21 protein-coding genes and 5 tRNA genes are annotated in these 19031 nt (G+C 38.2%); 12 read left to right on the top strand and 14 right to left on the bottom strand.

Annotated elements, in window-relative coordinates:
- Positions 1–6: 6 nt before the first annotated feature.
- The 3 genes from G9C87_RS00180 to G9C87_RS00170 all read left to right on the top strand — a co-directional run bounded on the left by G9C87_RS00180 (position 7) and on the right by G9C87_RS00170 (position 310).
- Positions 7–91, top strand: a tRNA-Ser gene (locus G9C87_RS00180).
- Positions 92–115: 24 nt separating this feature from the next.
- Positions 116–190: transfer RNA gene (locus tag G9C87_RS00175), tRNA-Pro, on the top strand.
- A gap of 46 nt (positions 191–236) precedes the next feature.
- A tRNA-Arg gene (locus G9C87_RS00170) sits at positions 237–310 on the top strand.
- 243 nt (positions 311–553) lie between these two features.
- Here G9C87_RS00170 and G9C87_RS00165 read toward each other — a convergent pair.
- Complete coding sequence (locus G9C87_RS00165) at positions 554–913, bottom strand: winged helix-turn-helix transcriptional regulator (RefSeq protein ID WP_172276567.1); 360 nt, start codon at positions 911–913, stop codon at positions 554–556.
- Between the two features lie 157 nt (positions 914–1070).
- Here G9C87_RS00165 and G9C87_RS00160 point away from each other — a divergent pair, with 157 nt between their 5' ends.
- Positions 1071–1805: an SDR family NAD(P)-dependent oxidoreductase gene (locus G9C87_RS00160; RefSeq protein ID WP_172276565.1), complete on the top strand. Its 735-nt coding sequence runs from the start codon at positions 1071–1073 to the stop codon at positions 1803–1805.
- A gap of 61 nt (positions 1806–1866) precedes the next feature.
- On the opposite strand, the gene G9C87_RS00155 is transcribed toward G9C87_RS00160, so the two are convergent.
- A complete protein-coding gene (locus tag G9C87_RS00155) occupies positions 1867–2703 on the bottom strand; it encodes a helix-turn-helix domain-containing protein (RefSeq protein ID WP_172276562.1) in 837 nt (278 codons plus the stop codon).
- A gap of 160 nt (positions 2704–2863) precedes the next feature.
- Between G9C87_RS00155 and moaA the strand changes: the two genes are divergently transcribed.
- Genes moaA through G9C87_RS00130 form a run of 5 tightly spaced genes read left to right on the top strand, consistent with a single transcriptional unit; the run spans position 2864 to position 7179 of the window.
- Positions 2864–3850, top strand: coding sequence for a GTP 3',8-cyclase MoaA (gene moaA, locus G9C87_RS00150; RefSeq protein ID WP_172276560.1), 987 nt, complete (start codon positions 2864–2866; stop codon positions 3848–3850).
- A 2-nt stretch (positions 3851–3852) separates the two neighbouring features.
- The gene (locus G9C87_RS00145) at positions 3853–5052 is read left to right on the top strand and encodes a molybdopterin molybdotransferase MoeA (RefSeq protein WP_172276557.1); all 1200 of its coding nucleotides are present in this window, start codon (positions 3853–3855) and stop codon (positions 5050–5052) included.
- 8 nt (positions 5053–5060) lie between these two features.
- On the top strand, positions 5061–5537 hold the full coding sequence (gene moaC / locus G9C87_RS00140) for a cyclic pyranopterin monophosphate synthase MoaC (RefSeq protein WP_172276555.1): 477 nt from the start codon (positions 5061–5063) through the stop codon (positions 5535–5537).
- Entirely contained in the window at positions 5518–6120 is a 603-nt protein-coding gene (locus tag G9C87_RS00135) for an NTP transferase domain-containing protein (protein WP_172276553.1), read from the top strand. Before moaC ends, G9C87_RS00135 begins: the two co-directional genes overlap by 20 nt.
- 18 nt (positions 6121–6138) lie before the next feature.
- On the top strand, positions 6139–7179 hold the full coding sequence (locus G9C87_RS00130; protein WP_172276550.1) for a HesA/MoeB/ThiF family protein: 1041 nt from the start codon (positions 6139–6141) through the stop codon (positions 7177–7179).
- A gap of 8 nt (positions 7180–7187) precedes the next feature.
- Here the strand turns inward: G9C87_RS00130 and G9C87_RS00125 are convergent, their stop codons facing one another.
- The 10 genes from G9C87_RS00125 to G9C87_RS00080 are packed head-to-tail and all read right to left on the bottom strand — an operon-like array spanning position 7188 to position 15603.
- Positions 7188–7733 carry a DUF488 family protein gene (locus tag G9C87_RS00125; RefSeq protein ID WP_172276547.1) on the bottom strand — a complete coding sequence of 182 codons (546 nt, stop codon included), beginning with the start codon at positions 7731–7733 and terminating at the stop codon, positions 7188–7190.
- A 20-nt stretch (positions 7734–7753) separates the two neighbouring features.
- The gene (locus G9C87_RS00120; protein WP_172276544.1) at positions 7754–8671 is read right to left on the bottom strand and encodes a bestrophin family protein; all 918 of its coding nucleotides are present in this window, start codon (positions 8669–8671) and stop codon (positions 7754–7756) included.
- The gene (locus tag G9C87_RS00115) at positions 8671–9912 is read right to left on the bottom strand and encodes an OFA family MFS transporter (RefSeq protein ID WP_172276541.1); all 1242 of its coding nucleotides are present in this window, start codon (positions 9910–9912) and stop codon (positions 8671–8673) included. Before G9C87_RS00115 ends, G9C87_RS00120 begins: the two co-directional genes overlap by 1 nt.
- 6 nt (positions 9913–9918) lie before the next feature.
- Complete coding sequence (locus G9C87_RS00110) at positions 9919–10407, bottom strand: molybdopterin-dependent oxidoreductase (RefSeq protein ID WP_172276538.1); 489 nt, start codon at positions 10405–10407, stop codon at positions 9919–9921.
- 37 nt (positions 10408–10444) lie between these two features.
- Positions 10445–12838 (bottom strand): FdhF/YdeP family oxidoreductase, encoded by a 2394-nt coding sequence (locus tag G9C87_RS00105; RefSeq protein ID WP_172276535.1) that lies wholly within the window; start codon positions 12836–12838, stop codon positions 10445–10447.
- Between the two features lie 27 nt (positions 12839–12865).
- Entirely contained in the window at positions 12866–13216 is a 351-nt protein-coding gene (locus G9C87_RS00100; protein WP_172276532.1) for a DUF7009 family protein, read from the bottom strand.
- A complete protein-coding gene (gene fdhD / locus G9C87_RS00095; protein WP_172276529.1) occupies positions 13213–14088 on the bottom strand; it encodes a formate dehydrogenase accessory sulfurtransferase FdhD in 876 nt (291 codons plus the stop codon). The genes G9C87_RS00100 and fdhD overlap by 4 nt, the downstream gene beginning before the upstream one ends.
- A 45-nt stretch (positions 14089–14133) precedes the next feature.
- Positions 14134–14550 (bottom strand): molybdenum cofactor biosynthesis protein MoaE, encoded by a 417-nt coding sequence (locus tag G9C87_RS00090; RefSeq protein WP_172276526.1) that lies wholly within the window; start codon positions 14548–14550, stop codon positions 14134–14136.
- Positions 14551–14555: 5 nt separating this feature from the next.
- The gene (locus G9C87_RS00085; RefSeq protein WP_172276523.1) at positions 14556–14798 is read right to left on the bottom strand and encodes a MoaD/ThiS family protein; all 243 of its coding nucleotides are present in this window, start codon (positions 14796–14798) and stop codon (positions 14556–14558) included.
- Positions 14799–14814: 16 nt separating this feature from the next.
- The gene (locus G9C87_RS00080) at positions 14815–15603 is read right to left on the bottom strand and encodes a sulfite exporter TauE/SafE family protein (protein ID WP_228456921.1); all 789 of its coding nucleotides are present in this window, start codon (positions 15601–15603) and stop codon (positions 14815–14817) included.
- Between the two features lie 344 nt (positions 15604–15947).
- Between G9C87_RS00080 and G9C87_RS00075 the strand changes: the two genes are divergently transcribed.
- The 3 genes from G9C87_RS00075 to G9C87_RS00065 all read left to right on the top strand — a co-directional run bounded on the left by G9C87_RS00075 (position 15948) and on the right by G9C87_RS00065 (position 17274).
- Positions 15948–16022, top strand: a tRNA-Pro gene (locus tag G9C87_RS00075).
- A 31-nt stretch (positions 16023–16053) separates the two neighbouring features.
- Positions 16054–16127 (top strand) — tRNA-Arg (locus G9C87_RS00070).
- A gap of 322 nt (positions 16128–16449) precedes the next feature.
- Positions 16450–17274, top strand: a complete 825-nt coding sequence (locus G9C87_RS00065) for a 5'-nucleotidase, lipoprotein e(P4) family (protein ID WP_172276520.1) — start codon at positions 16450–16452, stop codon at positions 17272–17274.
- 75 nt (positions 17275–17349) lie between these two features.
- Here G9C87_RS00065 and G9C87_RS00060 read toward each other — a convergent pair whose 3' ends face one another.
- Together G9C87_RS00060 and prmA are read right to left on the bottom strand one after the other, a co-directional pair.
- Positions 17350–18186, bottom strand: a complete 837-nt coding sequence (locus G9C87_RS00060; protein ID WP_172276517.1) for an SH3 domain-containing protein — start codon at positions 18184–18186, stop codon at positions 17350–17352.
- A 17-nt stretch (positions 18187–18203) separates the two neighbouring features.
- Positions 18204–19031, bottom strand: a complete 828-nt coding sequence (gene prmA, locus G9C87_RS00055) for a 50S ribosomal protein L11 methyltransferase (protein ID WP_172276514.1) — start codon at positions 19029–19031, stop codon at positions 18204–18206.

Here is a 19031-nt window from a genome sequence, read left to right as displayed (position 1 = left end):
ATAAAAGGAGGGTTGCCGGAGTGGTTAACGGAGCAGTTTGCTAAACTGTCGACGCGAAAGTGTCGCAAGGGTTCGAATCCCTTACCCTCCGCTTTTCTTTTTCTTACAATATACTCGGGGCGTAGCGTAGTCCGGTCATCGCGCCTGGTTTGGGACCAGGAGGTCGCAGGTTCGAATCCTGCCGCCCCGACTTTTTTTAATGCGCTTGTAAAACTAAGCGGGAATCAACTTTTTATGGGTGCGTAGCTCAGCTGGATAGAGCATCTGCCTTCTAAGCAGACGGTCAAAGGTTCGAATCCTTTCGCGCTCACTTTAAAACTCACAATTTGTATTGTGAGTTTTTTTGTGTTCTATAACTTCAATTAATACATCAGACAGGATAGAGCATCCCGGTTTTTAATCGGGACGATCAAAGGTTCGAATCCTTTCGCGTTTACTTAATTCGTTGTTTGTTCCGTTGGGGAAGTTCAACCTGAAGGAATTATCATAACGCTTCCGCCGCCGAAATTCCGCAGGAAATAAAAGAAAAGCTCTTACTACCGGTTCTTTATTATCATTTCTTCCCAACAATTACTTTTCGATGTTCGATTCCCCAATCAGCCAAAGTATCAATAATTTTTTTCAGCGTTAAACCATATTCTGTCAGCTGATATTGCACCGTCACGGGTTGAGTATCCTTAACTATTCTTTTTACAAGCTGGTTCATTTCCAGTTCTTTCAGCTCTTTACTGAGCATTTTATTGGAAATACCCTTCACGTCATTCAAAATATCAGAAAAACGCCGTTTGTTGTAATAACAAACTGATGATATTATTGAAATTTTCCACTTACCATTCAATACGTCCATTGCATCGTGAACAGCCATGATTTGTTTTCTGTTTGTCTCGTTATCAGAGCATTCAATTTCCGCCATAAGTTACTTTGTTACTCAAAAGTTACTGTTACTTTTAGTTACAAAGTTACTAAAATAAATTTATTCATTATAACTTTGCATCGTTAAAGAAATCGATTTCAAACACAAAAAAGTCCTAGACTTAAAATTAATTTTTCAATCATTCAAAATTTAAAAAATGGATTTTAAAAATAAAAATATAATAATCACCGGTGGAAGCGCAGGAATTGGATTGGCAACTGCCCAAACATTTATCACAAAAGGAGCAAACGTTTTAATAACAGGAAGAAATAGTGATAGCCTGAATGCAGCATCACTAAAAATTAATAGCCAAAATTTAAAAACCCTCGCGTCGGATATTTCGAAAATACCAGACATTGAAACGTTGGCAAAAGAAGTTGCGGAAAGCGGAAATAAAATTGATGTACTTGTGCTGAACGCAGGTATAGCGAAACAACACTCAATTGAAGAAACGACTGAAGAAGTTTTTGATGATTTGTTCAACATCAATGTAAAAGGCCTATTCTTTACTTTACAAAAACTAATTCCGCATTTAGCAGAAGGAGCTTCCATAATCCTGATCTCTTCCGGAGTTTCAGTCAGTGGATATGCACAAATGGGAGCTTATGCTGCAACAAAAAGTGCCGTTGATGCTATTGCCCGTACAGCAGCAACAGAGTTGGCAGACAGAAAAATCAGAGTCAATACCGTAGCTCCGGGATTAACTGATACCCCGATGAATCATCAAACACCTGAGGATATTAAAAATGCTATCGCAGCAGCGGTTCCGCTGAAACGAATCGGGGAAGCTGAAGAAATAGCCAATGCTATTGTTTTCCTGGCCTCAAAAGAAGCGTCTTATATTTCAGGTTCATACCTGTCCGTAGACGGAGGAGTAACCATTCGCAGATAATAAAATAGCAAACGGCATCCTTTAAAGATGCCGTTTTATTTAATTAAATAGATTATTAAACTTAACTCTTATCCATTGTTATTCTATAATTCTTCGGAGTCCAGCCTGTCTGTGTTCTGAAAAAATATGAAAAATGAGAGAAATTATTAAACCCAAGCTCAAAAACTATTTCTTTGATTGATTTATTTGAACTATGTAATAATTTCTTTGCTTCCAATACTATTCTTTGCTTTATAAATTCCAATGGAGATATTTTATACTGTTTCCTGCATAGAACACCTAGATAATTGGGCGTAATACATAGCTTTTCAGCATAAAAAGCTACACTTTTTTGTGTTTTGTAATAGGTTTCGACCAGTTCATGGAACCGGAAAGCAGGATTATTATGGTCACTCAATGCAGATTTTCCATACATCTGTTCTATCCAAAGATTGATCATCAGAGCCAAAAGCCTCACCCTTGCATTAATAAGTTCAGGAAACACCATTTCCGAATGTATCTCTTTACGGATGGCATCAAATTCCATACTGAACTTTTCATAAGCTTCCTCGTTTGACTGGATCATTTCATAGGTACTGTGAGGGGAAAAAGTATGTTTTAATGTCGGAGAAAATGTTTCAAGAATAGAGTCATTAATGATCAATCTTCTGCCACTTGCATTTGAAGGCAGATCCCATATGTATTTTCTATTGGGAAGGTGAACAAATAATTGCCGGGAATTTAAAATATAGGTATCTATGTCGGTAACACAATTCCCTTTTTCACAGTCATCTAAAAGTATAATTGTAAAAGAATGATCGGGAAAACGATTAAGTTCGGAAGAACTTATTGTATCCTGATACACAACATACACATCTTTAATCTGATCTTTTAATGTTTTAAAATTATCGTGTGGCATTTTCTATTTTAATGACGGATAAAGTTACTTAAAATAGATATGAATAAGAATCTATATCCGGAATTGTGAAATAAATATGGTCTATTATCTGCAATTATAGAATTTCCCTTCCCGAAGGGAAACATTCAGTATATTTGTAATAAGACTTATTTTATTTAAAATGTTGACAGATAAATTTGGAAGGAATATCAACTATCTAAGGCTTGCTATTGTAGACCGGTGTAATCTCCGGTGTACGTATTGCATGCCGGAAAAAGGTCTTACCTGGATTAAGCAGAATGAATTAATGACCGATGAAGAAATGCTGAAGATCTGTTCGGTATTTACAGCCATGGGAGTAGATAAAATCAGAATAACGGGAGGAGAACCATTTGTCAGAAAAAACTCTATTGACCTCATCAAAAATATATCACAATTAAACGGACTTACTGATCTCAGTATAACCACTAATGGCCTTCTCACCGAGCCATATATTCCGCAGCTTAAACAATACGGAGTAAAATCTGTCAATCTAAGCCTTGATACAATGGATAGGGACCGTTTTTTCAAAATTACCCGGAGAAATAGTTTTGATAAGGTCATGAAAACTTTAGATAGTTTACTACAGCATGATATAAAAGTAAAAATCAATACCGTGGTAATGGAAGGACAAAATACCGAAGATATTATTCCGTTGGTTCTGCTTACAAAAGGTCTTCCGGTAGAGGTGCGCTTTATTGAAGAGATGCCTTTTAATGGCAGCGAAACAGATGTTTCCCTGAATTGGAACTTTACAAAAATTTATAGCTATATAAAAGATCATTTTCCTGACATCCAAAAGACAGTTGATCCTAAAAGTTCAACATCATATAATTATAAGATTCCTGGTTTTGAAGGAGGTATAGGAATTATTGCAGCTTATACCCGTTCATTTTGCGGAGACTGCAACAGGATAAGAATCACCCCTTCCGGTATTCTGAGAACCTGTTTGTATGAAGGGGGCGGTATCAATCTGAAGGATGAAATCCGTATGGGAAAAACAGATGAAGAGCTGAAAAATATAATTATCAGCAGTATACACCAAAAACCAAAGGACGGTTGGGAAGCTCAAAAACTGAGTCTGACCGCATCACAAATACATCAGTCAATGGCAACTATAGGAGGATAATTATGGAAATGATCAGTGTACAGCAGGCAGAAAAAATTATCTTTTCGCAGATAAGAGATTTCGGAACAGAAGATATTTCCTATGAAAATGCCTCGGGAAGAATTTTAGCAGAGGATATCGTGGCAGATCGTGATTTACCACCTTTTGACAGACCTACGGTAGATGGAGTTGCGATCAGTTTCAAATCCTATGAAAAAGGAGTGCGCAACTTTACCATCAAAGCTGTCCAGGCAGCGGGTGAAGCTCCGGTTTTTATTGATGAAGAAAATAACTGCGTCGAAATTATGACCGGTGCTGCATTGCATTCTTCTATGGACACCGTGATTCGTTATGAAGATATCCTGATCAACAACAATGTGGCAAACATCAATATTGATGTAAAAAAAGGGCAGAATATTCACCTGAAAGGAAGGGATAAAAAAGTGGGAGAAATACTGGTAAAAGCCAATCAGGTTATAACACCGTCTATTCTCGGGATTGCCGCGTCCGTCGGAAAGACATTTCTGAAGGTGAAAAAGCTTCCGAAGGTGGCTATTATTTCCACAGGAGACGAAATGGTGTCACCTGACAAAACCCCTACCCCATTTCAGCTGAGACGTTCCAATGGAATTACCATACAATCTGTTTTGGAAAAATATAGGATCAGTGCTGACTGGCTGCATTGGAATGATGATTTTGAACTCATAAAAAAGGAACTTTCCCAATGTATTGACCGTTACGATATTTTACTAATGAGTGGCGGAGTTTCTATGGGAAAATTCGATTATCTGCCCAAGGCTTGTGAAGAACTGGGAATCGAAAAACTTTTTCACAAAATAAAGCAACGGCCTGGAAAACCATTCTGGTTTGGAAAAAGCCGGAACGAAAAATTAGTTTTTGCATTCCCGGGAAATCCGGTTTCCGTATTTATGTGCCTGCACCGTTATTTTATTCCCTGGCTGGAAAAATCTTTAGAGATCCCGGAAATAGTACTGCATGCCGTTTTACAAAATGATATAGACTTTCCTTTTCCATTGCAATATTTTGCCCAGGTAAAACTCAGTGTGAATACATCGGGACAAGTAATTGCAGAATCAGTGAATACCAATGGTTCCGGAGATTTTTCCCATCTTGCAGAAACCCATGCATTTATAGAACTTCCTCTGGAAAAAAATGAATTTAAGAAAGGCGAAGTCTATACCATCTGGAAATATAATTTTTAATTGTACTCATGACAAATTTTTCACATCTTAACGAAAAGGAACAACCAGGTATGGTGAATGTGGGTGATAAAAAAGTTACCCACAGGAAAGCAACCGCCAAAGCTATTGTGGTAATTCCTGAAAATATTCTGGAAGCGCTTCAAAAGGATGACTTTAAAACTAAAAAAGGTTCTGTGTTTCAAACTGCCATCATTGCAGGGATAATGGCCGCAAAAAAAACAGGTGACCTTATCCCACTGTGCCATCCTATTGGTATGGATAATTGTGAAATAGATATTGAAATCAATTCTCAGAATGAAATTGAAATCTACTGTACTTCTGAGATTGAAGCTAAGACCGGCATCGAAATGGAAGCACTGACAGGGGCATCTGTGGCAGCACTTACCATCTATGACATGTGCAAGGCAATGAGCCATGATATTGTGATCAAAGAAATACAACTCATCGAAAAAACAGGAGGAAAAAATGATTTCAAAAGAGACTGATTTCCCCAGACTCAACGGGCTGGTACTGGCAGGAGGAAAAAGCCGGCGAATGGGAAATCCTAAAGATAAAATCAACTGGCATGGCAAAGAGCAGAGGTATTATGCGGCTGATCTTTTAGCTCCATTTTGTGAGGAAGTCTTTATTTCCTGCAGACAGGACCAGCTGGAAAATTTTAATAGTGATTACAACGCCCTTACCGATACTTTTCTGGACATGGGCCCTTTTGGAGGAATACTTTCGGCATTGCGCTCCCAGAGAGAAAAAGCATGGCTGGTAGTAGCCTGCGATCTTCCTTTGCTGGATAAAAATGCATTAGAATTTCTGATACAATCCAGAAACCCTGAAAAAGCGGCAACAACCTACGAAAGCCCTTTTGACGGACTACCCGAACCATTAATTACGATCTGGGAACCTAAAAGCTATCCTCTGCTTCTGAATTTTTTAGGATCAGGAAATACCTGTCCAAGAAAAGTTCTTATTAACAGTGATACGTTAATCCTGAAACCAGATAACCCGGATTCTTTAATGAATGTAAATACTCCTGAAGACAAGGCAAAAGCACAGGAGATTTTAAGAAAATAAATTTAACTAAAGGCTGATATGAATACCTCTCTTGAACGTTATCATTGCCAGATGGCTTTACCCGGATTTGGGACAGCTTCTCAGGAACTCCTTAAAAATGCTAAAGTTCTCATCGTGGGCATGGGAGGACTTGGATGTCCTTCAGCACAGTATCTTGCTGCTTCTGGTATAGGAACGATTGGTCTTGCAGATGACGATATTGTTTCTGAAAGCAACCTGCACCGCCAGATTTTGTATACTCCGGATGATATCGGGAAATCAAAAGTTGACATTGCCACCAAAAAATTACAGCAACAAAATCCATCAGTGAAAATCACTCCTTTTAATTTTCGGGTAACTTCCGAAAATGTCATGGATTTAATTTCTGATTTTGATCTGATTATTGAAGGAACAGATAATTTTGAAACAAAATGCTTGCTGAACGACGCTTGTGTATTAACCGGAAAACCTTTGGTTTATGGTGCTATTTACCAATATGAAGGCCAGGTAAGCATATGGAATGTTATGCAGAAAGACGGTACATACTCACCCAATTACCGCGATGTTTTTCCTAATGCAGAAGAATCACAGGTTCCCAACTGCAGAGAAGGAGGTGTACTTCCTACACTGGCAGGAATTGTGGGATGCATGCAGGCAAATGAAGCTATAAAATATTTTACAAATCCTGAAGATTTATTGGCAGGAAAACTCTGGATGATGAATGTGCTGAACGGCAAAACCCAAATTATTAAATTAAGAAAACTTGCCGTACCCATTACAAGCTTATCTCAGACAGTTGAGATCATCACATTTGAACAGTTGATGCAGGATAAAGATCACTTTGAAATCATAGATGTCCGTACCCTAGAAGAGCATAAAGAGTTTAATATTGGAGGAGTCAATATAGCTGTACATGAGCTACAACATCATTCAGAATATATTTCCGGGCTTACCCGGCCTATTTTAGCTTATTGCCTATCCGGAAAACGCAGCGCAGAAGCAGTGAGGAAAATTAAAAATCTTTTTCCTGAGAAGGAAGTGTTTTCTTTAAAAGACGGTATTCACAAAATACACCGATAAAACAAAAACTAATCAAATAAACTTTCGTCGGAATAAAAAACTTTGCCATCACTTATTCTTGCCGGTGAAGTGTAAGGATGTTCTTCTGTTTTGCCGACATTCACTATATGCTCGACTTTCCAGCCCTTTGCTTTAAGATAATCTGACACCATAGCCCTGTGGCAGCTCCACCATACCGCTTCCGAACACATAAAAGCCGTAATTTTTTCCCTAGCAATATCTTCAAGTTTTTCTATAGCCGCTACAAATTTTCCGGTTTGCATATAATCGGCGTACCCACGGAAAGATTCATTCCGCCACCGACTGTTTATTGAATCCGGCTGTACCTTTCTCCTTCCTCCCAATTCTTCAAGATGAGCATATCCTATACTATTTTCGCGTAGGTGTATTTCCAAATTTTCTCTATTAAACCATGGATATCTTTTTGATCCCGGAAACCGCCGGATATCAACCAGCATCTCAATCTTAAACGAATTAAGTATTTCAATAAAGTATTCTAATGAATGAACAGAATGTCCAACTGTATAAATCAATTTCTTTTCTGAAGCTTCCATACCTGTCTTTTGAAAAGGGATCAATCAATAATATTCTGGGTATTCTTTCTGGAAACAGCAATATGTTCTCCCACCATCTCATGAATGGTCTCGTCAATCATGATACACATGCTGTTAAGAGCTAAATCATTCGCATCTGTTCCGAACGGCTCCTCGATTTCATCCGCTATCGCTTCAAATGCAACAAATGTATACGCAACAAATACAACAATAAGAGGGGTAAACCATCCGAGAGAATCTACAAGTCCGAAAGGCAACAGAAAACAGTATATATATACAGTCCGGTGCAGTAAAACCCTGTAGCTGTATGGAATAGGGGTAGAAATTATTCTTTCACAACCTCCTAAGATATCAGAAAGCTTATCAAAGTTTTCATCAAAACGCGCCTGCTGGATAGAATCCATTCCCCCTTCGTCTTTTAGCTTCTGAACCCATTCTGCAAGAAGGCGCATAATAACAGCCGGTTTATATTTTGATGCGGCAACAAGTTTCAGCTGATCTTCGTTAAGCCTGGATTTTAAATCTTCATAAGCGTCCGTTCCTCTCAGCTGATGTTTCAGTGCAAAAACAAATGCACCCAGCAACTGCACAAAATTGTGAACTGAATCCTGATCTTCCTTTATATTTTTCAGCGTGATGGCCTGGCGGGTCAGTGCCCTGGAAGTATTCAGCAGAGCGCCCCACAGCTTTCTTCCTTCCCAGAACCTATCATAGCTGGCATTGTTCCTGAATCCCAGGAATAAAGCCAGTACGAAACCGAACAAGGTAAGTGGTGCAGGATTTAACGGAACTTTAAAAGAGAAAATGATTCCATGAAAATAAGTGACCAATAAAGAAAGAATTAAAAGCAATCCCAACCGGGGAAGCAATGCAGGCAAAACAGAGCCGTGCCACACAAAAAGCATTCTGAACCAATGTTCTTTTTTTCTTATGATCATTATTTTTGTCTTTCTTTTTTCAATTGATTAATATTCATTTTCATCAGAACCGAAACAATAAGTGCGATCACAAACATTCCTGAAAAAACCTCTAAGGTAGTCGTTAGGGATCCGGTCTGTTTTTTAACATAATCATATATCGAGGGACCGGCTACCCCTGCTAATGCCCAGGCTGTAAGCACAAATCCATGTATTGCACCTAATTGTTTTGTACCAAATAAGTCTCCCAGAAATGCAGGAAGTGTAGCGAAACCTCCACCGTACATTGTAATAACGGTAAAGAGAATAGCAAGAAATAAAATTTCTATGGAAATTTGAGGTAAGAAATAATAAGCTAAAATCTGAAATACAAAAAATAAAATATAGGTATTAGCCCTTCCCAGGTAATCTGATAAACCAGACCAAAGCAATCTTCCAATCCCGTTGAATACGCCAATTAAACCCACAACTGCAGCTGCCTGCAAAGCGGTATAATGAAGTTTCTCCTGAGTCATCGGACTCGCTGCCGCAATAATTGCAATACCACAGGTAATGTTAATAAACATCATGATCCAGATATAATAGAATCGTTTTGTCTTCAATGCAGTTTTTGCATCTATATAGGCTATATCATTTGTTGCGGTCTTACTTTCGGAAGGATTAAACCCTTTTGGCAAATAACCTTCCGGTGGTTTTTCTATGTAACTTGAAGACAAAAGAATCACAATCAGATAAATACTTCCCAAAATATAAAAAGCATTAGAAACACCTACTTTTTCAAATAAAATTTGCATCAGGGGACCGAATATCAAAGCTGAAAAACCAAATCCCATTATCGCCATTCCTGTTGCCAGGCCACGTCTGTCCGGAAACCATTTTACCAGGGTGCTTACCGGTGTTATGTATCCAATTCCTAATCCTATACCCCCTATGAATCCATAGCTGATCAAAAATAAGGGCAGGGATACAAGTTGTACGGCAAGCCCGGAACCTAAGATTCCCACTCCGTAAAAAATTCCCGCGACAGTTCCACTTTTTTTAGGCCCTACTTTTTCTACCCAGGTTCCCATAAACGCTGCGGATAAACCAAGTAATAGAATGGCAATTTTAAATGCCCACTTTATGGTTCCTTCATCTATTTTAAAAATCTCTCCCACAGGATTTGTCATTACAGAATAGGCATACACAGAGCCTATAGAAATATGAATACCGACTGCAGAAGCAGCAATCAGCCAACGATTTTTAAGTTTCGATGAGTCCATTTACAATTAATTTTTTATTGAACTAATAAAAATTTCTCTAACCTGATAAGAACTTCTTGCCGGCTTCTTTTCCCCTTCCGCAATAATCCTGAGGGGACCTTTTTCCTTTGGCAAGGGTTTCCCATCTACAGTATCTGCAATAATGACATTTTTATCCTGAATGGAAGCGTCCAGCTCTGCCAGTGAAAATAAAACCTGATAACCATCCGAACATTTTATCAGTACATATTTGGAAAGGTTTTCTGCTCCATGAAGTGCTTTTCCGGACGGAATCCCTGCCCTTTCCAAAACTTCCATGACAGGGACTCCTGTAAAGGTATGGGAGCTTCCATCTTTATCCCTCAGTACGGCATCTTTTCGGGGCATTTTTGAAAGATCGGATAAGCTTAAATCCAAAGGATGGGCAACTTCACCTGAAACTTTTAATTGAAATGCCGTCTGAGCCGATAGCAATCCACAAAAAGAAAATATGAAAACAAAAAACAGTCTTCTCATGACTATAATCTGTTTAAACAATAAAATATTTTAAACATTACTCCACACTCGTTCCGGCTGCTGCAATCACATGGTCATCAATCTTTTTAAAAATATCAGGATCATGTTTCCGGATTTTAATACGGACATATTTGGAAGCCGGCATATTGGCTCCGTTGACTACATTATTGATGGACACCAAAACATTAGTTTCCGGGAAATAGGTCATGGTGCTTTTTTGTGGAATAGGATATTTTACGACAATAAAAAGCGGTGCAATCCTTTCGATGCCATCATCATAATTGAAAAGATCTACATGATCACCTTCTTTAAGACCTGCCTTTTCAATATCTTTTTCATTCATCATCACAACCCTCCTTTCATTGAAGATCCCTCGGTACCGGTCATTTAAACCATAAACAACCGTATTGAACTGATCATGTGTTCTGGTTGTTCCCATCAGATATTCGTCATCTGCAAGCGAATTATCCGGTACAGCGGTAATATTGAAAGCCGCTTTTCCCGGGTAAAATTCACTGTTGAAAATACCATCTCTTGGTCCGTTCGGAAGATAGAAGCCTCCTTTTTGTACTACCCTTTTGTTATAATTTTCAAATCCGGGAATACATTGCTCAATATCGTGACGAACGGCATCATAGCTGTTAATAAACTTATCCCAATCCACAACTGAGCGTTCCCCTAACACCGCTTTCGCCATTCTGCAGGCGACATGGGTTTCATTGATCAGGTGTTTTGAAATAGGATCGAGAACACCTCTTGACCATTCCACAACGCCCATTGAATTTTCTGTGCTTACATGCTGAAGTTCCCCATTGATCATATCTTTTTCACTTCTGGAGATGACCGGTAAGATCAAGGCTTCCTTCCCGTGGATAAGGTGGTTTCTATTTAATTTTACTGAAACAATCACAGACATTTCAAGACTGCGCATCGCTTCTGCTGTAAAAGTGGTATCTGGTGCAGCAGAAAGAAAATTACCTCCCATACAGAACATGAATTTCACTTTACCCTCATGCATTGCTTTAAGCGCGTTTACAACGTCATATCCTCCTTTTCTTGGTACTTCAAAGCCGTAATATTCCTGCAGCCTATCCAATTGTTCCTTTGTTGGATGATGGTTAATAAGTAACGTCCTGTTACCCTGAACATTGCTATGCCCTCTAACCGGACACGCACCTCCCCCCTGAATTCCTATACTTCCTTTCATCAACAGGAGATTCACAATATTGTAAATCATTTCCACACCATTATGCTGCTGTGTAATTCCCATTCCCCAACAAATGATAATCCTCTTTTTTGAGGCAATCATTTGTGCAGCTTCTCTCAAGCTCTCAACCGGAATACCACATTCTTCCGATAAAAAGTTGAGATCATATTTTTTTAATTCCTCAACCAATTCATTAAATCCGGCGGTTTTGTTCGCTATAAAATCCTGGTCAAGAACTTTTCCCGGATTTTTAGCTTCTTCTTCCAGCACAAGAATTTGCAGTGCTTTTAAAAGCGCCATATCTCCATTAATCCTAACAGGAAGATACAGATCTGACAATTCATATGGTTTATTGAGCAGAGCCCGAACATCCTGAGGATTTTTGAATCCTTTTAATCCGGCTTCGGGAAGCGGATTGACAGCCATAATTTTTGCTCCGTTTTTCTTTCCTTTAGTTAGGGCGGAGAGCATTCTTGGTGAATTGGTCCCGGGATTCTGCCCTATGATTATGATAAGATCCGTGTCGTAGAAGTCTTCCAACTTTACGGTTCCTTTTCCAATACCTATACTTCTTGATAGAGCATAACCGGAAGTTTCATGGCACATATTAGAACAGTCCGGAAAATTATTGGTTCCGAATTCTCTGGCAAACAGCTGATAAACCCATGTTGCTTCATTACTTGTTCTTCCGGATGTGTAAAATATGGCTTCGTCGGGCGAGTCAAGAGCGTTTAGTTTTTCAGAGATTTTCTTAAAAGCATTATCCCAGCTGATTGGCTGATAATGCGTTCCTCCTTTAGGCAGATACATAGGCTCCGCTATTCTTCCCAACTGGCTGATTTCAAAATCTGTCATCTTTGCCAAATCATATACGGAGTTTTCTTTGAAAAAGTCAGCCCCGATCTTTTTTGAAGTCGCTTCTTCTGCTAAGGCTTTTGCCCCGTTTTCACAATATTCGCCCAATCTGGAACGTTCGTCATCCGGGTCTGGCCACGCGCAGCTCGGACAATCGAAACCATCAAACTGATTCATACTGAAAAGAGCTCTCCCTCCACGAAGAACAGAGGCATTCAGCACCAACTGATCCAATGAATGAATAACTGCAGGAACTCCTGCTGCCCATGCTTTTGGTGGTTTCAGCTTCAGATCCAGCAGTTTATAAGGTGGTTCTGCAGAAGGTAATCTGCTGTCCTCTTTTTTATTGAATATATCTTTGTTTTCCATGATTTCTACATTTAAAAAGATGAAAAATTAGCATTTTATGTTCGGGTTGGGATAATTGTCACTTTGGTCTTCCACTGTATTATCAATACATACAAAATCTTTTTCTATCAAGAGTTTGATTTTTCCGGCCTGCCCTTCAAAACCTACTCTATCCGTGGAAATCCATTCCGTGATCATTGTTGCCGGCATTTTCAGAACAATCCTGTTTTCAATGAAAGCCGCCGAGAGATCCACATCTTCTGTTCTTTCGATAGAGTAAATAAACGGACGGTCCACAAATTCCGTAAAGCTGGAGATCATTCCGTCTTCTCCTAATTTTGCCACTTCGGATTGGGTAAGACGAAATCTCAACGAGTTATCTTTAATTCTTATTTTCATAATACATTTTCAATTTTAAAATGGCTGCCGGAATGGTAAATATTAAACCGGTTGTCCCGGAGAAAGCCTAATAAAGTGATATCAAATTCTTTTGCCAGATCTACCGCAAGGCTGGAAGGAGCTCCTATTGCTGCAACAATGAAAATACCAGCCATTGCCGCTTTCTGAATAAGCTCAAAACTGGCTCTTCCACTCAACACCAAAATTTTGTCATGAAGCGGCAGGAGCCCTGCTGATAATGCATGACCGATGAGTTTATCCAAAGCATTATGTCTTCCCACATCTTCACGCAACGCCAGAAGGTTACCTTCCCGGTCAAAGATACCGGAGGCATGTATACCGCCTGTAGCACTAAAATTATTCTGGAAAGACTGTAGCTTTTCAGATAATTGATACAGGGTTTCCAGAGAAACCTCTATATTTTCTTTTGTACGGTTATGAAAAGAACTCACTGTTCTTATAGATTCAATGGATCCTTTTCCACAAACCCCACAGCTGGAAGTAGTATAAAAGTTCCTGTCAGCATTCATAAGGTCAGGAACAAAACCTTCTGCAAGTTCAACAATGATAATATTTTCGCTGTTCCTGGCACATTCTGCCTGAGGAGAGTATATGCTTTCAATTTGTTTATAGTCAAAAATAATCCCTTCCGTAAATAAAAAGCCGGCAGCCAGCTCTGCATCATTACCAGGTGTTCTCATTGTTACAGATATATTCCTCGATTCTTTTTTATCTGCTAAATGATAGACCACCCTTATTTCTAAAGGTTCCTCAACAGAAACATCATCCGTATATTGGAAACTGCTGTTTTCCTTAACTTTGACGATTTCTATCTGCTTTACCGATTTATTTGATAACAGATGGGCTTTCATAATTTAATAATTGATACTTAAAGATACAAAATTTTATTCCTCAAATTACGGGTGCGCTGAAACCCACTCTTCTCCATTATCAAAAATTTCTTTTTTCCAGATGGGAACCGTTTTTTTTATATTTTCAATAATATAGCTGCACGCATCAAAAACAGTATTCCGGTGACCATCGCTCACCACGATTATCACTGCTGCATCACCAGGAAATAAAATTCCTGTACGGTGATGAATTACAATATTTTTTACCGAAAATAAGGAAATAGCTTCATCTGCTATTTTCCTCATCTCCTTAACCGCCATAGACTCGTAACATTCATATTCCAAACGGATGACAGCCTGGCCTTTCGTATGATTTCTTACCGTTCCTACAAATGACGCAATCCCTCCGCATGCAGGATCGGAAGCAAGGGTAAAGCAATTTGTAAGATCCAGTATATTTTCTGTTATTTTAATATCAACCATAGGTGTTACCCTCCGCTTACCGGAGGGATTATTGCTATTTCGTTAGAGACTTCAATGATCTGATTGTCCTCCGCATATTCATCGTCAATGGCAATAAAATAGGATTTTAGTTTTTTAAGCTCCGGAAAATCTTTCTCCAGAAACTCCTTGAGTACTTTGACGCTTGCTCCTTCATTTATTTCTATTTTTTTTTCTGAACCTCCGAAAATATCTTTCGTTATTCCGAATGCTAATATTTTAATTATCATTTTTACATTTAGCTTTTTACCAATATTTTATTAAAACATTTATCCCAGCCACCAGTACCAAAATAGCGGTCATTCTTTTGATGACCAAAGGATTCCATTTCAGGGACATTCTGGAACCTACCTGTCCACCGATAAATACGGCAAAACACAAACTCAGGATCCTGAAATAATCCATATCGGCAGAGAGTTTGGATAACTGTCCGAAAATCCCTGACACTGAATTAACCAGGATGAAAACACTTGATGTTGCTGCAATTTTTCGTGGAGTATCCCATTTCATAAGGTTTAAGAGAGGGGAAAGAAAAATTCCCCCACCAATGCCTACCAATCCAGATAAAAATCCTATTCCACCTCCCAGAAGTCCGTTTTTGAATAGAGAAGTGCCCGTACGTTCCGGATGATCTTCTCCATTTTTTAAATCTGTTCTTATCCAAAGCAACAATGCCGCAATGATTAATGTAATCCCTAATATCAGAAAAAAGGTTTCCTGGCTTATTTTTAAAACCGCTCCCAGGAATGCCATAGGAACACTTACAATGGTAAGCGGTATTATTTTCCTCCAGTCCGTCTGCTTATTTCTGATGTAAATAAACACCCCTCCGACGACCACAATAACATTACAAATAAGTGCCGTTAAGCGTATTTCCTGGTAAGGAAGGTTATACATGGCAAGAACTGCAAGATAACTGGATCCTCCTCCAAAACCTACGGAAGAATAAATGAAAGCGATAATTAAAAAAAACAAAAAGATCTCCCAATACCCCATATATTTTGCAGAAATTAATTTTCTTACAATAATACTCATTTTTAAGGCGCAATGCACGCTTGTTGCGTAAAGTTTCTGCTACAATTTGTGAGAAGAATGTTGTAAATTGTTTATTTAGTGTATTGATTGTTTTGTGAGCAGATGATTTTGTCAATTTTTTACATTTAATAAAACCATACTTACCATATAAAAGTAATTTGATTGACCTGCATTGCAAAACAAAAAATCCCTTATACATTTAACATAATGATTAAAAGCCTTATAGCAAGTCTTTCGTTTAATTAAAAAATATTTTATTGATTTTTATTTTTATAATTCAAAAAAACTCTATATATTTGCACCCACAAAAAACGAGGTAAAATTCGTTTCAGATGACCTTTAATCGGGGCGTAGCGTAGTCCGGTCATCGCGCCTGGTTTGGGACCAGGAGGTCGCAGGTTCGAATCCTGCCGCCCCGACTGTTTTAGTAATTTTCTCAAAATTACCAATGGGTGCGTAGCTCAGCTGGATAGAGCATCTGCCTTCTAAGCAGACGGTCAAAGGTTCGAATCCTTTCGCGCTCACTTTAAGACTCACAATGAAAATTGTGAGTTTTTTTGTGTCCTATAATTTCAATTAATACACAACAAAGGATAGAGCATTCCGATTTTAATCGGAACGGGTCAAGGGTTCGAATCCTTTCGCGCTCACTTTTAAACTCACAATGAAAATTGTGAGTTTTTTTGTGTTCCATATTCACCATACTTTTATGTCATAAAAACACTGATTACATACTACTTAACTTTCTAAAATTTTCAAAGAGACAAATATTTTATCGGGCAACCCATCCATTTAATTGCAGCAAAAATCAATAAACCCTAAATTTGTTTTCTCTATATTAATTCAATGAAAAATTTTAAATTCATTATCGCAAACTGTTTATTTGTTTTGGTATTATCCTGCAAAACAGCAGCTCCAGTTTCAAAAGTTTCTGCCCAGGACGGTCCTTATCAAAATCTCGGGCGTGACGGAAAAATATACGCTGCGTTTTATCAGCAACGGGCAGCAGAATACGAAGCACTTTGTCTCCAGGCATATAATATTGCCAGGCTCCGTTTGGATGAAGCTTTACTACAAAAATCGGAAAAACCTTTAGCTATTGTTTCAGATATTGATGAGACTTTTTTAGATAATTCTTATTATGCCGTTGAACGTTCTAAGATGGGAAAGGGTTATGACCAGACCACCTGGGAGGAATGGACCTCTAAGGGAATTGCAAAACCGCTTACGGGCTCTCAGGAATTTTACCAATATGCCGCTGACAAGGGTGTTCAGGTATTTTATGTAACCAATCGTCTGGAGCAGGAACGTGCAGGAACAGTAAAAAACCTGAAAAAATACAATTTCCCGCTTCAAAATGATACCAACCTTATCCTCCGCTCAAAGGAAAGCAGTAAAGAAAACCGAAGAGCTGATATTGCTAAAAATTATAATATTGTTTTATTGTTGGGAGATAATCTTTCTGATTTCTCCGGCATATTCGACAAAAAATCAGAAACAGAAAGGTCTGCTGCAGTAAAGAATTCAGCAAAGGATTTCGGAAAAAAATTCATTATCATTCCTAATGTTGGGTATGGTGATTGGGAATCTTCATTTTATAACTACAAATATGATTATACTGACCAGCAGAAAGACTCAATGATGTATAATGCAGTAAAAACTACTCCTTAAAATAAGAAAGTCTTTTTTAAAGTTTTATCTATACCGATAAACAACAAAAAATCCCGCTGTAAACCAGCGGGATTTTTATTTTAGTTGGTAAGAAGTTCCATTCCAGAGATAAGTTTTTGAGGAATATTTTTTCTTTTCCCTGTCTTTTTCATCCTTTTCCATTTCCTCCATTTTGAAGATAATGGTATTAGGAGCTCCTCCTTTATCATTGGGAAATATAAAATTTTCACTGTGATAATAAACATCGGCATCTCCAACATTCATCAGCTGCGGCAATGCAATTAACTTTTTATCTTTAAACAATACATATTGGTCGTAGCTGGCAATACCACACGCTTCCCCGGAAACCGCAGCTTTTAGGGTAAGCTCTACATTTTGCAGTTTATGGTTGCTTTCTAAGGTAAAAGTTCCATAGCTCAATTCTTCCCCACGTCCTGTATTAAAGAAAACCTCATCTACAAGGGTATTACCTTCAAGCACTTTAATACTGGCTATATTTTGTTTAAAATTTTCCCCTGATCTTTTATCCTTTCTATTTTCAGTTTTTGAAAGACCAAAAAGAAAATCATATCCGTTTTTATTTCTGTATCCTACACAAAGATTTCCGCCCCAGATGTACCCTTCAGCAACCTGTTCTCCCTTCTGATAGGATATTTTATACCAGTTGGAAGACCTTTCTCCTAATTTTAAAACAATTTCTTCTTTCTTAACAATAAGAATCTGCTGATTGGTTTGCAAAGAGTCGAGAATTTGTGCATCTACTTTAGGCTCCTGCCTTACCCTCGTCCAATCGGTAAATATTTTTTGTGTTTTATTTTCCTGAAAATTAAAAACCCCGTAAGGGTATTCCTCCTCCTGTGCTGAAAAGAACTGCAGAAGACCCAAAAATAAAACAGTGAAAAGAGATTTCATACAATAATTTTATATTCTTATTTTTCAAGCAATAAGCTTACCCACTCTTCTCTCTGCAGCTGTTTTTTTAACTCAAGGTTATTTGCCTTACATACTTCAAGAATATCATCTACATCGAAGAAGCACAATCCTGACAGCAATAATTTACCCCCGTTATTTAAAACAGAAACATAAGTAGGAATATCTGAAATCAAAATGTTACGGTTGATATTCGCCAAGATAACATCATAATGCTCTTTTCCCAGATTCTCTGCGGTTCCCTGCTCAATATCAAGGACAACATTATTTCTTTCAGCATTTTCTTTAGAATTTTCAACAGACCATTCATCAATATCAATAGCTTTCACATCATCAGCTCCCTGTTGCTTTGCATAAATGGCCAATACTGAAGTTCCGCAGCCCATATCCAAAACCTTTTTACCATGAAAGTCAATATCCATCATTTGCTGGATCATGAGATGGGTCGTAGGATGATGTCCGGTTCCGAAAGACATTTTAGGCTGGATAATGATTTCATGCATTCCGGGTACGGAATCATGAAACTCAGCTCTGATCAAGACTTTATCATCAATATTAATGGGTGAGAAATTTTTCTCCCATTCCTCATTCCAGTTGATGTTTGGCATTTCCTGGAAAGTATATTCAATTGTTACATTTTCATTTTCAAAAAGAGGCAGTGCCTTCAATTCATTTTCATTAAATAAATCTTTCTGGATATAACCCAGAATTCCTTCCAATTCTTCCGTAAAACTGTCGAAGCCTATTTCGATAAGCTCTGCCATTAATATTTCATTCCATGGTTGAAGCGGAGAAATTCTGAAGTTGAATTCTAAATAATTTTGCAT

This window comes from Chryseobacterium sp. LAM-KRS1 (assembly GCF_013184525.1).
Classification (GTDB): domain Bacteria; phylum Bacteroidota; class Bacteroidia; order Flavobacteriales; family Weeksellaceae; genus Chryseobacterium; species Chryseobacterium proteolyticum.
This window is presented reverse-complemented; position numbering and strand designations above follow the sequence as displayed.